This is a genomic window from Caballeronia sp. (assembly GCF_028292365.1).
Lineage (GTDB): Bacteria > Pseudomonadota > Gammaproteobacteria > Burkholderiales > Burkholderiaceae > Caballeronia.
The window spans coordinates 1-15,514 of sequence record NZ_JAQGMM010000247.1 but is presented as its reverse complement, the minus strand read 5'-3'; the positions used below and the strand labels follow the sequence as shown (position 1 = coordinate 15,514).

At 59.4% G+C, this 15,514-nt stretch carries 14 protein-coding genes and 1 pseudogene; 14 read left to right on the top strand and 1 reads right to left on the bottom strand.

The features are described 5' to 3' along the window. Positions 1-29 precede the first annotated feature (29 nt). The 13 genes from JWR14_RS15630 (at position 30) to JWR14_RS15570 (ending at position 13,806) form a co-directional block, all read left to right on the top strand. Positions 30-1,319, top strand: a complete 1,290-nt coding sequence (locus JWR14_RS15630) for an MFS transporter (RefSeq protein ID WP_299708267.1) — start codon at positions 30-32, stop codon at positions 1,317-1,319. A 138-nt stretch (positions 1,320-1,457) separates the two neighbouring features. After that, the gene (locus JWR14_RS15625; protein WP_299708265.1) at positions 1,458-2,786 is read left to right on the top strand and encodes an MFS transporter; all 1,329 of its coding nucleotides are present in this window, start codon (positions 1,458-1,460) and stop codon (positions 2,784-2,786) included. A 41-nt stretch (positions 2,787-2,827) separates the two neighbouring features. Next, the gene (locus JWR14_RS15620) at positions 2,828-4,036 is read left to right on the top strand and encodes a PLP-dependent aminotransferase family protein (RefSeq protein ID WP_299708263.1); all 1,209 of its coding nucleotides are present in this window, start codon (positions 2,828-2,830) and stop codon (positions 4,034-4,036) included. Between the two features lie 203 nt (positions 4,037-4,239). Then, positions 4,240-5,424, top strand: coding sequence for a porin (locus JWR14_RS15615; protein WP_299708261.1), 1,185 nt, complete (start codon positions 4,240-4,242; stop codon positions 5,422-5,424). Between the two features lie 276 nt (positions 5,425-5,700). Beyond that, complete coding sequence (locus tag JWR14_RS15610; RefSeq protein WP_299708259.1) at positions 5,701-6,096, top strand: cupin domain-containing protein; 396 nt, start codon at positions 5,701-5,703, stop codon at positions 6,094-6,096. Between the two features lie 2 nt (positions 6,097-6,098). After that, positions 6,099-6,872: an aldolase/citrate lyase family protein gene (locus tag JWR14_RS15605; RefSeq protein WP_299708257.1), complete on the top strand. Its 774-nt coding sequence runs from the start codon at positions 6,099-6,101 to the stop codon at positions 6,870-6,872. A 47-nt stretch (positions 6,873-6,919) separates the two neighbouring features. Then, entirely contained in the window at positions 6,920-7,879 is a 960-nt protein-coding gene (locus tag JWR14_RS15600; RefSeq protein ID WP_299708255.1) for a DUF6282 family protein, read from the top strand. Between the two features lie 34 nt (positions 7,880-7,913). Next, a complete protein-coding gene (locus tag JWR14_RS15595) occupies positions 7,914-8,840 on the top strand; it encodes an IclR family transcriptional regulator (RefSeq protein WP_299708253.1) in 927 nt (308 codons plus the stop codon). After that, positions 8,837-9,907 (top strand): tRNA-dihydrouridine synthase, encoded by a 1,071-nt coding sequence (locus tag JWR14_RS15590; protein WP_299708251.1) that lies wholly within the window; start codon positions 8,837-8,839, stop codon positions 9,905-9,907. The genes JWR14_RS15595 and JWR14_RS15590 overlap by 4 nt, the downstream gene beginning before the upstream one ends. A 205-nt stretch (positions 9,908-10,112) precedes the next feature. After that, a complete protein-coding gene (locus JWR14_RS15585; protein WP_299708249.1) occupies positions 10,113-11,465 on the top strand; it encodes an MFS transporter in 1,353 nt (450 codons plus the stop codon). Between the two features lie 15 nt (positions 11,466-11,480). Beyond that, positions 11,481-12,251, top strand: a complete 771-nt coding sequence (locus JWR14_RS15580) for a class II aldolase/adducin family protein (RefSeq protein ID WP_299708247.1) — start codon at positions 11,481-11,483, stop codon at positions 12,249-12,251. After that, entirely contained in the window at positions 12,248-13,225 is a 978-nt protein-coding gene (locus JWR14_RS15575; protein WP_299708245.1) for a D-glycerate dehydrogenase, read from the top strand. Before JWR14_RS15580 ends, JWR14_RS15575 begins: the two co-directional genes overlap by 4 nt. Then, positions 13,222-13,806: an HD domain-containing protein gene (locus JWR14_RS15570; RefSeq protein ID WP_299708243.1), complete on the top strand. Its 585-nt coding sequence runs from the start codon at positions 13,222-13,224 to the stop codon at positions 13,804-13,806. Before JWR14_RS15575 ends, JWR14_RS15570 begins: the two co-directional genes overlap by 4 nt. A 26-nt stretch (positions 13,807-13,832) precedes the next feature. Here the strand turns inward: JWR14_RS15570 and JWR14_RS15565 are convergent, their stop codons facing one another. Then, entirely contained in the window at positions 13,833-14,840 is a 1,008-nt protein-coding gene (locus tag JWR14_RS15565) for a 2-dehydropantoate 2-reductase (RefSeq protein WP_299708241.1), read from the bottom strand. A gap of 91 nt (positions 14,841-14,931) precedes the next feature. On the opposite strand from JWR14_RS15565, the pseudogene JWR14_RS15560 reads away from it, so the two are divergent. Next, positions 14,932-15,087, top strand: a pseudogene (locus tag JWR14_RS15560) (homoprotocatechuate degradation operon regulator HpaR); the annotation flags it as partial. Positions 15,088-15,514: the final 427 nt, after the last annotated feature.

Sequence of the window (15,514 nt, the reverse complement as noted above, 5' to 3'; positions counted from 1 at the left end):
AAGAAGCCCCGGATATAGGAGACTGTTCGATGGAAATGTCCCATGCGCCGGGCGACCGTGCGCTGCTCAATCGCGTGCTCTGGCGGGTGATGCCAATTGTCATGCTGATGTATTTAATCGCGGTTATCGACCGGCAAAACGTTGGCTTTGCGAAGCTTCAGATGGTCCATGCTTTGGGCATGAGCGAGGCGGCTTACGGCCTCGCATCGTCGCTGTTTTTCATCGGCTACCTGGTTTTCGAGGTGCCTAGCGCGCTGGCCGTGCATCGGTACGGCGCGCGCATCTGGTTCGCCCGGATCGTCCTGACGTGGGGTCTGCTGACCATCGTGCTGGGCTTTTGCGTGTCGGGATCGATGTTCTATAGCCTGCGGTTTTTGTTGGGCGCGGCTGAAGCTGGTTTATACCCTGGCCTGATCTACTATCTGACCCTGTGGTTTCCAAAGAGCTATCAGGTTCGCGTGCTTGGTTTGCTCACACTTGGCAGCGCCTTCGGCAACATGTTCGGCTCCATCATGGGCGGCGTATTTCTCGACATGAATGGGTGGCTCGGCCTCGCCGGCTGGCAATGGGTGTTCATTGCAACCGGGATTCCCGCGCTGATCGTGACACTGCTCACATGGCTCTATCTGCCGGATGTACCGCAGAAAGCCGGGTTTCTTTCCAGCACCGAACAGGCGCGGCTCAGTGCATTAATCGAGCGCGAGCGTGCGCCGATTGCCGGCCACGCAAGCTTGTGGTCGGCGCTCGTCGACCCTCGCACGTTGTTGTTCTCGTTCGCCTACATGCTTGTGCTGACGGCGTTGTATGGCGTGATCTATTGGCTGCCGACCGTAATCAAGGGCTTCGGCGTGTCGGGTTCGGTCAATGGCCTCCTGAACGCAATCCCTTGGGGCATTGCCGCGATCATGCTGCTGATCCTGCCCGGCCGCTTGCGTCATGAACAAGGCGTGCTCACGGCAATGGCGGGTATTGCCATCCTCGGCGTCGCGTGTTTTCTCGTCAGCGTAAGCGCCGACTCGGTGCTGATCCGCTTCATTGCTCTTGCAATAGGAACGCCTTGCATCTCGCTGGTGCTGCCGTGCTTCTGGTCGATCCCGCCACGTTATTTCCGGGGCGCGCAGGCCGCGGCGAGCGTGGCGGCTATCAGCAGCTTCGGCAACTTTGGCGGATTCCTCGCGCAAAACATCATGCCCTGGGTCGCCAAGCATGGTGGCAGTCCCGGCGCGGCGATGTTCGTTCCCGCTGCCTGCCTCACGTTGCTTGCTATCGGTGCGATCTGCTTCCGTACGAGACAAACCGCTCTGCCGGCGAAGATCTAGGTCCCCGGATGTGGGGCAGGTTTTGGCCCTTCACAGCGACACGATAAAAATTGCCGGATAAGTCGTTTCGCGGCCGCGGCGGGTTGATTGCCCAACGCGACGCCGGTTGATCCGCAAGTCAGCAATCTGGAGACAACGATGTACAAGAAAAAGGATGCGCCGTGGAAGACCGTTGTCGCGTCGACTATCGGCAATGCGCTGGAGTGGTATGACTTCCTGATCTACGGATATCTGTCGGTTGTTATAGCGAAGCAGTTTTTTCCTACCGATGATCCCGTCACCTCGATGTTGCTGACCACCGCGACCTTCGGCGTAGGTTTCATCATCCGTCCGATCGCCGGCATCGTCATTGGCATGTATGCGGACCGGGTAGGGCGCAAGGCGGCGCTGTCGTTCGTGATTTTCCTGATGCTGATTTCAACGGCCATGCTCGCTTTTTCGCCCACGTATAAACAGGTCGGCATTCTGGCGCCGATCATTGTTGTGTGCTCGCGGATACTCCAGGGGATCTCGGTTGGCGGTGAATTCGGCAGCGCCACGGCACTTCTGATCGAATACGCTCCACCCGGCCGACGTGGCTTTTACGGTAGTTGGCAGATGTTCGCGCAGTCCATCGGCGTGTTCATGTCGACCCTGATGGGCGCCGTGCTCACCAGTGTGTTTACTGCAGAGGCCTTGTCGTCCTGGGCCTGGAGACTGCCGTTCTTGTTCGGCCTGGTGATCGGTCCAATTGGTTTTTATATCAGGAGAAATATTCAGGAACCCGACGTATTTGTGAGGGCAAACAAAGCGAAAACAGTATCGATCAAGGAAATTTTCAGCCGCTATCCCGCGGAACTGTTTGTTTCTTTCGCATTGGGCGCGGTGACGAACATCATGGTGTATGTGTTGATTGCCTACCTGCCCATCTACGCGGTCCAGTCGCTCAACCTGCCGTTGAACGCGCCTTTCACGGTCCTCACGGTGACGCTCGCCGTGCGGATGGTGCTGGTCCCGCTGTTCGGTCATCTATCCGACAAGATCGGCCGCAAGATCATTATGGGCACCGCCTTGACGTTGTTCGCGCTGTCGATCTACCCGGCATTCATGTGGCTGACGAACCACCCGAGTATGTCCGGCCTGATGGCGATCGAACTGGTGTTCGCGCTGTTGATGGCTGCGACCCTGGGGCCGGTTTCTGCGACGCTGGCCGAGCTGTTTCCGACCAGCATCCGGTCCACGGGCTTGTCGCTTACCTACAATCTCACGGCATCTTTGTTGGGCGGATTTACGCCCTTCATGCTGACCTGGCTGGTTGCCAGAACCGGCGACAAGCTGATGCCCGCGCACTATCTTGTCGGATTTCTCGTCCTCGGCGCAGTCTCGTTGCTTTTCTACAAGGAGCGGGATACGCAAGCCGCGTTGACCGACGATGACAACGAAACGCTTGCCGCGCCCGACACTTCATTCAGCGTTCGAGTCAATTGATGTCCACACTGGATACCGCGATGACTAAAGAAGAAAGAGCCATGTCAGAAACCAGGACGCGAGTCGTGCCGTGGGTGATCTCGCACCGTGGACAAGCAAGTAGCGGCTCAGTGATCAGGGAAATAACAAAGCGGTTGCAGAGGTTGCCGGACGCTATCTCGTTTGCCGGTGGTTTGCCGGCCCCCGAGACCTTTCCTGTTGACGCCATTCGCGAGTGTTTTGATACCGTGCTGCGTCGCGAAGGTAAACGTGCGCTTCAGTATGGCCCGTCCGACGGCTACCCGCCGCTGCGCGCGTGGATCGCCGAAACCATGTCGGTCGATGGCGTTCACGTTTCTCCGGATCAAGTCCTGATTGTGTCCGGTTCGCAGCAAGGGCTCGAGTTGCTCGGCACGCTTCTGCTGAACGAGGGCGATGCCGTGCTGGTCGAAACGCCCACTTATGTGGGCGCGTTGCAGGCACTCGCTCTTCATGGCGCGCAGTTTGTGTCGGTGCGCTCGGACGAGGGCGGTTTGATCCCGTCAGCGCTCGCCGAAGCAGCTCAAAACAGCACACGCCGGAACGCGTTTCTATACACCATCCCCAGCTTCCAGAATCCCACGGGGAACACGCTCTCGGAGCAGCGGCGCATCGATCTGGTCGACGAAGCTGCGCGACTGGGCCTGCCGATCATCGAAGACGATCCGTACGGCTGGCTCGATCATCAAGGTACGCGCCGCAGGACGCTACATTCGCTCAATCCGGAAGGGGTTGTGTTTCTGGGCTCTTTTTCGAAGATCCTTTCGCCGGGTATCCGGCTCGGTTACGTCGTTGTTCCCGCGACGCTGTCGGCCCGTCTTGAGCGAATCAAACAGGCGGCCGACCTGCATACCTCAATGATTACCCAAATGGCCATTTACGAACTGCTGAAGACGGGCTTCCTGGATTCGCATCTTCCAGTCCTGCGTCAGCTATACCGGCGCAAATGCGACGCGATGATCCAGGCGCTGGGCGTGCACTTCCCGGCTGGCGCGACGTGGTGCCGGCCAGAAGGCGGCATGTTTGTCTGGGTCACGCTGCCGGAGCATCTGGACGCAACGGCGCTGCTTGAAGATGCGTTGGACGCGGGTGTCGCGTTCGTACCGGGATCAGGGTTCTATGCGAATGCTCCCCGGGTGAACACGATGCGACTTAGTTTCGCGACTGTCTCAGTGGAGCAGATAGAGACAGGGATCGAACGTCTAGGCCGCTTGCTGGCCGCGAAGCGCTAACCCCTCTAACCCATAAGCCGCGGGAAAGGGCTCTTTACAAGAATATGCGCAGATCAATTATTTCGTATAGCTAACAAAATAATTAACAAAAGGAGCGCTTGGCCAGCTAACCCGTGAAATCCCTGAGTCGATCAGACCACTACAAAAAATTTGGATCAGGTCGTCATTTTCTACCAGACCTCATTGTCCTTAGGAGACCCTCAATGAAAAAATACGCCGCCCTTGCTATTGCCGCTGCTTCTGTCAGTGCCGCCCACGCTCAAAGCAGCGTGACGCTGTACGGTATTGTCGATGCCGGTTTTGTGATCAACACCAACTCGGGTGGCAAACCGCTTCGCGCGCTGACAGGCGGCAACCAAAGTGCCAACCGTTTCGGCTTCACCGGCGCGGAAGACCTGGGCGGAGGACTCAAAGCCATATTCACGTTGGAGAACGGATTTAACGCCGCTAACGGAACCCTGGCAAGCGGCTTGTTATTCAGTCGCCAGGCATTCGTCGGACTCAGCGGACGTTACGGCTCGGTCACGCTCGGGCGCCAGTACACAACCTTGTCCAGTTTCCTGGGACCGTTCGAAGCCGGCTCGGACTGGGCCGCGCGAGGCACCGGCTACGCTTATCACCCGGGCGGACTGGACGACATCGACGGCTCCGAGCGCGCCAATAATTCGATCAAGTTCACCAGCGCGACCTTCAGCGGTTTTCAAGTGGGCGGCCTGTATAGCTTGGGCGGCGTGTCGGGCAATACCACGCAAAACGAAATCATCTCGTTTGGCGTGAACTACGGGTACGGCCCGTTCAAGGCGGCAGCAGCGTACCTGTTTGCCAAGAATCCAAATTTTTCACTGTTCGGTAATAACGGGACCAGCAATGCGCCGACAAGCGCGAATGCAAACAACATCACCAGCCCTGTTTTCAGCGGATATGCATCGGCGGCGTCGCAGCAGGTCATTGGCGCGGGTGCGTCTTATGTCGTCGGTCCGGCAACGCTTGGCGTCCTTTACTCCAACACGAAACTCAACGATATCGGCGGCACTTCCATTAACGGAGTGAAACCGGCTACCGGACTCGTGGGCTCGACCGCCACGTTCAACACCGGCGAAGTCAACTTGAAATACATGGTGACGCCCTCGCTGTTGCTGGGTGCTGAATATGCCTATACGAAGACCAGTGCTTACATGAACAAGAGTGGCGCCAGTTATCAGCAGGTCAATGTGGGTGCGGACTATTTCCTGTCCAAGCTGACCGATCTGTATCTGATGGTGCTGCACGAGAAGGCTGCGGGAACTGACTCAACAGGCAAAGCCGCCGTAGCCGCACTGACCTTCGCGACCCCGTCCAACAGCAACCAGCAGACGGTCGTCACGTTCGGGATCCGGCATTTGTTCTGACGCTCTGCCGTACTCGCAGAAGCCCACGCGCGCGGTGTCCGAAATCACGTGAAGCGAGGGTATCAGGGCCCTCGACCTGCGCGATCGTCAGCCATGTGAGATGACCCTGCAGAGACCACCGTCGCCGGCCCGATCAACCGTCCTCAGTTTCTTGACAGCGCAGGTTTAGCCACCTAGAATGTTTCTAACAAAGAAACATGATTCTTTAGAAAAGAACAAAGACGAACGGTTTTCGTCTAACCATCCTTCGTAGAATTTTGAATGGAGACAAGCACCATGAATACTGAGGCTCTGCTGCATAATTGGAATGACCTGCCGCGCGAAGTCGTGCGCAAAGGCGTTGAGCGCGTGGGTTTCCGCGGCGACAACGCCATGTGTGTGATGAACTGGCTAACGCCCGGCATGACCGTGTTTCCGCATAGTCATACGTTCGAACAACTCGTGATCATCGTGCAGGGGCGGGTGCGGTTTCATCTGGGAGACGAGGTCGTTGAAGGTGGCCCGGGCAGCATGATCCGGATTCCGCCGCATGTTGTTCACTACGCGGAACCAGTGGGCGATGAAGTGGTCCTCAATCTCGATGTTTTCGCGCCGCTGCGCGAGGATTACAAGCATCTGGTCGAGTATCAGGCGGCGGAATTCGAGCAGCCGGCCACCAACGCGAACGCCTGATCATGAGCGGCGATTTTGCAACCCGCGTCCGCGCCCGCCAGCCTGTGTACGGTACGTTCATCAAGACTCCGCAAGCCCATCACGCCGAAATCGCCGGCCTTGCCGGACTTGATTTTGTTGTCTTCGACACAGAGCACGCGCCATTCTCCGCCGCGCAACTCGATCACTGCGTGCTGGGTGCGAAAGCAGCGGGCGTGGCCTCGGTAGTGCGTCTGTCGGACTCGCGTGCGCATACTGTCCTGCAGACGCTCGATCTGGGCGCGAGCGGCGTGCTGGTACCCCATGTGACCTCGGCGGCACAGGCGCGTGAAGTAGTTGCAAGCGCGCGGTATCGGAACGGTACGCGAGGCTTCAGCAATTCACCGCGTGCGGGCGCTTACGGCGGCAGCACAATGCTCGAGCACATGGATCGTAGCGACCGGGAAGCGGCCGTGTTGTGCCAGATCGAAGACCGTGAAGCCGTCGATGCGATCGATGAAATCGCTCGGGTGGAAGGTGTCGACTGCCTGTTCATCGGGCGCGCGGATCTGGCCGTGTCTTATCGCGTATTCGATCTTGAACACCGTGAAGTGGAGCTGGCGGTTGAACGGATTGCGTCCGCCGGACGCGCCGCCGGCGTGCCGGTAGGCATGTTCGTTGGCGACGAAAACGCGGTGGCGCGTTTTGCCGCGCTCGGCATCACCCTGTTTGTGATCGGCTCCGATCAAGCCATCCTGCGCGCCGGCTTTACGCGTCTCACCCGTTCGTTCGCTGCCTTGCGCTCCAATACCAATTGAAACATCGACGCGCTTCCTGGCGCGGCACTCAACCGATGGTGACCCACATGTCCACTGCAACTGATATCAATACCGATCACGATTCCGCCTACATCGACAGCTTGCTGCGTGGTGCAATCGATCTCCACTGCCACAGCGGCCCGTCCGTCATGGCGCGCTACTGCGATCACCTTGAAGCGATGCGCGAAGCGTCCGCCGCCGGTCTGCAAGCGGTCCTGTTAAAGGATCATTACTATTCCGCGACACCCGTCACGGCGTTGCTCAACAAACACTTCGCCGACCTCGGCGTACTGATGCTCTCCGGCGTGCCGTTGAACAACTCGGTTGGCGGCATCAATATTCACGCGGTCGAACATGGCATCAAGCTGGGCGCACGCCTTGTATGGATGCCGACGTTTTCATCGGCGAACCACATCAATCATCATAAGCACGACGAACACTTCGACAAGAAATTCCCGCAGACCACGCAGAAGATGCTCGCGCCGATTCCGCTGTCGGTACTCGATGACGACGGCAAGCTCAAGGAAGAGGTGAAGGCAATCCTCGACTTGATTGCCGATGCAGATATTGTGTTGTCGGCCGGACATCTGCATATCTCCGAGATCTGGCCGTTGTTCGAGGAAGCGCGCAAGCGCGGCGTCAAGCGTCTGCTCGTCAATCACCCGACCTATGTGGTGGACGCCACGCTCGACGACATGCGCCAGCTTGCAAGCGAAGGTGTCTTCATGGAGCACTCCATGTGCATGTGGGTACCCGGTTCGAAGTTCCGTTTCTACGATCCGGAGTTCCTGAGCGCGGTGATCGAAGCGGGCACTGTCGATTTAACCATTCTCGGTTCGGATCTGGGGCAGAAGGGCAATCCGACGATTGTCGATGGCTTTCGCAGCGTGATCCGGACGGCGCTCGATATTGGGTATAGTGAAACCGACATCCGCAAGATGACCGCGACGAATGCGGCGCGGTTGATGGGAATCGACACAGGAATCGACACACACGCGCACCGTTGAGGTGCCGTGGCGAACATCGGTACAGGAGATGAAGTTGGCTAAAAGTGCACCCGAGGTTGTGAAAGCCATGAAGGCAGTGGAGTCCCTCAAGTCGGAAGACGCGCTCGTTGAAGCAAGCGAGCCTATTGCGATCGACAAAAGCGGCCCGGCGCTACTCGAATCGGTGGCAATCGTGTTCAGGTTGCTCGACGAGCTGTCGGCTGCACGCAGGCCGCTGGGTGTCACCGAGTTGGCGGATATTGTCGACGAACCCAAGCCGCGCGTGTATCGGCACCTGGCTTCAATGCGGCAGATGGGCGCAGTCGAGCAGGACCCGACAACGGAGAAGTACCGGCTCGGCGCAAAGCTGGTCATCTACGGAACGGCAGCCAGCCAGCAGTTCGACCTGCGTGCGATTGCTGACCCGTACCTGACCCGCTTGCGCGATTCGCTCGGACAAAGCGCAGTGCTCTCTGTAGCAACGCACGATTCGGCGCTGGTGGTGGCGGCTGTCGATTCGAACAAGGGCGTGTGCATTACGGTGAAGCCGGGTAACCGCGTACCGGCTCATTGTTCGACGCAAGGGCGCATTGTGCTGGCGTTCCTTCCCACCGCTGATCAGCAGCGAATCTTGCGGCGTAAATTGCAGAGTTTCACCGCCCGGTCGATCACGGACCCCGTCGCGCTTGCCAGCCGCCTCGCGCTCGTGCGCAAGCGTTTGTATGAAGATGCGGACGGTGAGGTGATCGATGGAATCAATGTGCTGGCCGCACCGATATTTCGTGAAAACGGGGTACTGGTAGGCTCTATCGGCATTATTGGGCCGAGCAGTGAAGTGCCTTCGCCACCGCCCGCGGAGATGCTGTATCAGGTGCAGCTCGCCGCAGCGGAATTGAGCGCGCGATTCAATTGCGATATATACGAACGCGCCGGCTTGCCCGCCGACGGCCATGAACAACAGCACGCAGGACAGAAGCGATGACCCGGCTCAACACTCGGCTTACAACCCGCGTGGGATCGATCACGCTGAAGAACCCGGTTATATGCGGGTCCGGCGAACATACGATGACGCCCGAGGGTATTCGCGCGGCACTTGCTGCTGGCGCGGCGGCGGTGGTAGCAAAGTCGACGAACGAATCGGCGGCAGCGAAGGCACAGCTCGACAAGACTGACTACGCACTCTTCGACAGCCAATGGAACCGCCTGCCGTGGGATTTCAAACCGCCCGTCGATGCCACGTTGTTTTGTCGCTCAGGTCTCGTGCAAGCCGAGTTCGGTGTGTGGCTGGAAGACATCGCGCAACTCGACGCAGAAGCCGTACAGCAGGACGCGTATGTCATTCCAAGCCTGATCCTCGCCGACCTCGACCGCTGTGTCGAGCATGCAAGGTTGATCGAAGCGCGCGGCCTGCGGGTGCTTGAAGTGAACATCGGCGCACCGCATGGCGAAGAAGCCGCGAAGGGCGCGATCGTGCTGGAACGCGATGTGGACAGGATCGAGACCATTGTCAGCCGGATTCGCGCGGCGGTCCGCCTGCCGTTGTGGATCAAGCTGACGGGCCAGAGCGAGAACGTGGTTGCCCTTGCCGATGCCGCGCGACGCGGCGGGGCAGATGCGGTCGTCATGATGGGCCGCTTCATGGGCTTCCTGCCGGACCTTGAAACGGGTGCGCCCGTGCTGGGCACATCGGCGGCCATTGGCGGCGGCTGGGCGCTGCCGCTTACCGCGCGCTGGCTCATGATGACGCGTAAGAAGCTGGGTCCATCCGTGCCGCTGATCGCCACGAATGGCGCGCGTAACGGTCTGGACGTCGCGCGTTTCCTGCTCTCGGGTGCGGCGGCTACCGAGATGACGTCGGCTATTTTCACCGGCGGATATCAGGTGATCGCTGCCGCCGTCGCCGAACTCGAAGCATATGTACGGCAACGCGGCAAGACGGTCAGCGAGTTGCTGGGTGAAGCAGCTGACCGCGTTGAAACGTATCAGGATCAACAGGACAGGCCGCAATACTGGCGAGAGTTTGCTCCCTTCGCAGCGCCCGTGGATTGACACGCGGGGCGCGAGACGCCCCCGATATCAGTTGTTTGAAAACCCCCTGCTTGGCGTGGTGACCTTCGGGCGATCGCCAGGACTAGACGCGTCCCGCAGTGACACTATGAGCCGGAATGACCGGCCACTTAACGTACCGGGCGGCACTGAGCGCCAAGGCATTGGCGCTTGAACCTGCCGGGCGTATCGAGTATCAGGAGACAACATGAAATTCCTCGCCGCCTCGTCCTTCGACAACCCCGCGGACGCGCGACTCTATAACCGCGTGGCCGCACGCTTGCTGCCATTTTTGCTGGTGCTGTACATCGTCTCGTTCCTCGACAAGGTGAACGTCGGCTTCGCGAAGGCCGGAATGTCGGCCGACCTCGGTCTTAGCGATACGGCGTTCGGGCTTGGCGCGGGGATCTTTTTCATCGGCTATTGCTTGTGCGAGATCCCCAGCAATCTTGCGTTGCAGCGCTTCGGCGCACGTCTGTGGATAGCGCGCATCATGCTTGTGTGGGGGCTGATATCGGCGGGCATGATGTTTGTGTCGACCGAGCGCCAGTTCCTCGTCATGCGGTTCGTGCTGGGTGTCGCCGAAGCGGGGTTTTACCCGGGCATTGTGTTCTACCTGACGTTCTGGTTCCCCGCGCGTTTGCGCTCGCAAGTGTGCGCGATCTTTTTCCTGGGCATTGCGTTGTCCGGAGTGGTCGGCGGTCCGTTGTCGGGTGCGATCCTCACAGTGTTCGATGGCACGCTCGGCATGCGCGGCTGGCGCTGGCTGTTCCTGATCGAAGGTCTGCCCGCCGTGCTGCTCGGCGTCGCAACGTGGATGTATCTCGACGATGGACCTGCGAAGGCGCGCTGGCTTAGCGCCGCCGATCGGCAGCGCATCACCGCTACGCTTGCGCGCGAAGCGGCGGAGCAGCCAGCCGGTGCGCATGGCACGTCGCATCGCTTTACCGACGCGTTCCGCAACCGCAATGTCTGGCTGATGACCGCCGTCAACTTCGCACTGCTCGGCAATACCTACGGCGTGTCGTTCTGGCTGCCGCAGATTGCGCGCGGACTGGGCGTGCGCACGCCGATGGCCAACGGTCTCGTCACCATGCTGCCGTTCCTGGTCGCGACTGTGGCCATGCTGGCCATTAGCCGGCATTCCGACCGTCAAGGCGAACGGCGCCGCCATCTGATTGCAAGTTCGCTTGCTTCCGCGCTCGGTCTTGCGCTCGCGGCCGTTTCAGCCGGCATGCCCGTGCTATCGCTAACTGGCCTTGCGCTGGCACTCTCGGGCGCGCTGGGCGGCCTCGCGGTGCTATGGGCCATACCGGGCACTCTGCTCACCGGCGTGGCCGCGGGCGCCGCCATCGCGCTGATGGCGACTATCGGTAATCTCAGCGGCTACGTGAGCCCCGTGCTTATCGGTTGGATCAGCCAGCACACCGGGCACGTTGAAAACGGCTTGCTCGCGCTCTCCGCCATCACGTGTGTGCTGTCGCTATGTGCGTGGGCGCTCGCGCCAGTCGTGGTCGTGCCGGATGAAACCGGTACCGCGTTACTCTCTTCCAAATCCTGATTGCCGGAACCCTACATGAATACTCACGTAACGGGACATTCGGATGTCGTCACGAATATAGTCTCGAACGCACTCGTCAAGCTCAAGCAGGACCTGCTTTGCGCGTATCACATCCTCGACCACGATGGCCAGGCATCGGGCATAGCGGGTCATCTCAGCACCCGCGGAGCGGGTGGCGATACCTTCTGGAGTCATCGCTGGGGACATACGTTCGGCGAGATGGCCGCACGCGACCTGCACGAAGCCGACTTCGAACTGAACGTGCTGCAAGGCGATGGCCGCATCAATCCGACCATGCACATTCACACGCGCATCTATCTAGCACGGCCGGACGTGAAATGTATTGTGCACACGCATGGCGAAAACGTTCTTGCGCTGTCCGCCGCGGGTCAGCGGATTGTGCCGTGCACCCAACCGGCCGCTTTGTTCTACGACGACTGCGCATACTTCGACGAATACGAAGGGTTTGTGCTCGGCAAGGGAGAGGGGGAATCGATTGCTGAAGCGCTGGGTCAAAAAAGCGCAGTGATCCTGGCGCATCATGGCCAGCTTGTAGTTGGAAGGACGATTGGCGAAGCGGTGTTTCGGGCCGTGCGACTGGAATTTGTCGCACGCGTGCAGCGCCTCGCAATGATGCTGGGCCCGCTGCGCGAAATGCCCGTCGACGCGACCTTGCAGGCCAAGGGATTTTTCACGGGCACCAACAATATCCAGTTGCAGTGGGAAGCCTTGCGACGCGAAATTTTGCGCCTGCGCCCGCGCATTCTCGATGGGGTGGAGGCATGAACGCAGCGGATCGTCTTGAACGTCCGCGCGTGCTGGTGTCGATTGATATGCTGCCGGTGCTCGTCGAGCGTCTTGCGCCGCACGCCGATCTCGATCTCAACCCCGCGGCGGCGCGACTCGCGCCTGATGTCTTGCGCGATCGCATGCGCGACAAAGCAGGCGCGGTGATCTGCGGTTCGGACCGGATCGATGAAGCCTTGCTGGCAGCGTGCCCCGATCTGCGCGCGATCTCCTCACTGGCTGCGGGCGTCAACAATATCGATCTCGAGGCGTGCGCGCGACGCGGCATCATCGTGACGAATGTGCCTGACGTGCACGCGGAAACCGTTGCGGATCTGGCGTGGGCGCTGATGATGAACGCCGCGCGGCGGGTCGTCGAAGCCGATGCATGGCTGCGTCGCGAATCATGGCAAGGATGGGAGTTCGGCCAGTTCCTCGGCAGCGACGTGTTCGGCAAGAAGCTGGGTCTGATCGGCTTCGGCGCGATAGGTCAGGCACTTGCGCGGCGGGCAGCGGGGTTCGGCATGAAGACGCAGTACTTCGCTCGCAACCGGCTCCATGCTGCTGACGAAACACGTCTGCAGGCACAGCTTGTTTCCCTCGATGCCATCATGCAGGAATCCGATCACGTGATTCTCACCGTGCCGTATTCGCGCGAGACACATCATTTGATCGGCGCTCGTGAGCTTGCATTGATGAAGTCGTCCGCGACTTTGGTCAACGTGGCGCGCGGCGGCGTGATCGATGATGCCGCGCTGATCGAGGCCTTGGAAAGCGGGAAACCTGGTGCCGCCGCGCTCGACGTATTCGAGAACGAACCCCGTTTCGACCCGCGCCTGCGCACACTTTCTAACGTGGTAATTACGCCGCATATTGGAAGTGCATCGATGGAAACGCGTCAGGCCATGGCCGCGCGGGCTGCGGACAACCTGATAGAAAGCCTGGCCACCGTGCATTCAAGGACAGTGTCATGAGCGCTAACAACAGCCGCGCCGCATTCAAGCATATGGCCGACGGTACCGCGCAAGACTGGACCATCATTGGCGGTGAACTCGTTGCATACCGAACGTCGCTTGCCGACCGGATCCTCACGCACCTGAAGTTGCTAGATGGCGACTTCGGCGGATTTCCGGTCGACCGGCTGACGCATTCCTTGCAGTGCGCGACGCTTGCTGAAGCAGACGGTCGTGATGACGAATACGTGCTGTGCGCGTTATTGCACGATATAGGCGATACCCTTGGCAGCTACGATCACGCGAACGTGGCGGCCGCAATCCTGAGGCCGTTTGTGAGCGAAGAGAACCACTGGATGGTGCAGAAGCACAACCTGTTTCAGGGTTTCTACTTCTTCGAGTATCGCGGCGTGGACCCCAACCTGCGCGATCATTTCCGCGATCATCGCTGGTATGCGCGGACCATCGAGTTTTGCGAGAAGTACGATGGCGCCGCATTCGATCCGGCTTATCCAACGCAACCGCTCGCGCACTTCGAGCAGCGGCTGAGGAACATGTTCGCGAAGCTGCTGCATTCGCCTTACGGCCTGGCGCTGACCTGAGACGTCCTTACGACGCGTGCGTACGCCTAGCGCGTCGGCGCGTTGGCGTTGCCGGCCCGATTGGCATTCAACTGTCCGGCGAGCCCATACAGCACGCTAAGAAACGGCACCGGAATTCCAGCCTTCGCCGCCAGCTCGTGAGGCGCGCCCAAAATAGCTTCAATCTCCAACTGACGGCCCGCTTCCACGTCCTGGAGCATCGACGTCTTGAACGCCCCGAGCTTGCGGGTTTGGGCGTTGCGCGCCTCGGCAGTCATGTTCAGTTCGATCCCGATCTCTTCGCCAATACGCCGTGCCTCTTCCATGATCGAGACGACAAGCTGCGCCGTCAACGGGTCGTCGAGAATCACGTCGGCGGTCGAACGGGTGAGGGCGCTGATAGGGTTCATGGTCATGTTGCCCCACAGCTTGGCCCAGATATCGCTACGAATCTGGTTCGATGTGGATACGTCGAATTGAGCGAGCCGCAGCAGTTCAATGGCATGGGCCGCTTGATCCGTGACGCCTGTCGCGGCGGGTCCAACAATAAGCTGGTTGCCATTGCCCTTTTTAATCACGCCAGGCGCGGCTATTGATGAGGAAAGGTGCACGACGCAGCCGGAGACTTGTGACGGCGGCAGCGCAGACGACACGACACCTGCCGGATCAACCGATTCGAGCCGTTGTCCTTCAAGCCGGCCACCAAACGCGTTGAGGAACCACCAGGGCACCCCGTTCATGGCCGAGACAATATGGGTGCGGTCGTTCACCAGTGGTGCCAGTGATTGGGCTGCCTGTATCAGCGCGGGTCCCTTCAGGCAGATGAACAGCAAGTCCTGCGCGCCGAGCGTGCGGGGCTGGTCGGTCGCGTTGACATTGACTACATACTGGTCGTCGCCCTCCGCAACGGTCAGGCCGTTGCGTTGTATGGCGTCAAGATGCGGCCCGCGCGCCAGGAGGTTCACTGCAACGCCGGCACGCGCCAGCCGGGCAGCCACGATACCGCCGATGGCGCCTCCACCAACCACGGTGATTTTGATGGCTTGTTGATTCAAATTTATCCCCTGTACGAAGCATCGATGTGATCGACGCGTCGAATAAGTGCGGTAAGGATGTATGAGTATGCATGACGCAATGTGCGTCTGCCGGATTCTGGTGTCATTGACGAAGCAAAGCGTTAGCCTCGTCCGCGTGATCTCGAACGATCTCGACGCGCGGTACCGCAAGTTGGAGCGCACGGTGGGGCCGGAAGTGGTCAAACGTGTGTACAGCGCGATTGACGATTTTGCTGGCGGGTCTTGAATAAGCAGCTAGCTGTAGTTTTACGCACCTGGATTTATTTAGCCAACCATTGCGCTCGCCCTTTGAAAGCTTTCGTTGCGCTTGTCATTTCACCGTGCCGTATTGAGCGGCGAGGCGCCAAATGGAGCGAAGAATGGCGGGGTGTATGCTATTGCCGCAGAATCCGATCTCCCACGGCATTCCTGCCAAGGCAAATATTACGGGGCTTTCAAGCAACGTGGAGACAGATTAAATCGCTTAAGTTTGAAGTGAGAATTCTATTCGTGCCCCGATTAAATGTCCAATCACGGTGCGGACATTTTCCAGGAATATGCGCGCCTGCATGAACTTGATTTTCACCATTGTGGTTTGGCGTGAATGTAGTACCCGCAACACTCCCTTTCCACGCCGCTCTCCGTCATATCGGCGGACTGTCATCTGATATATC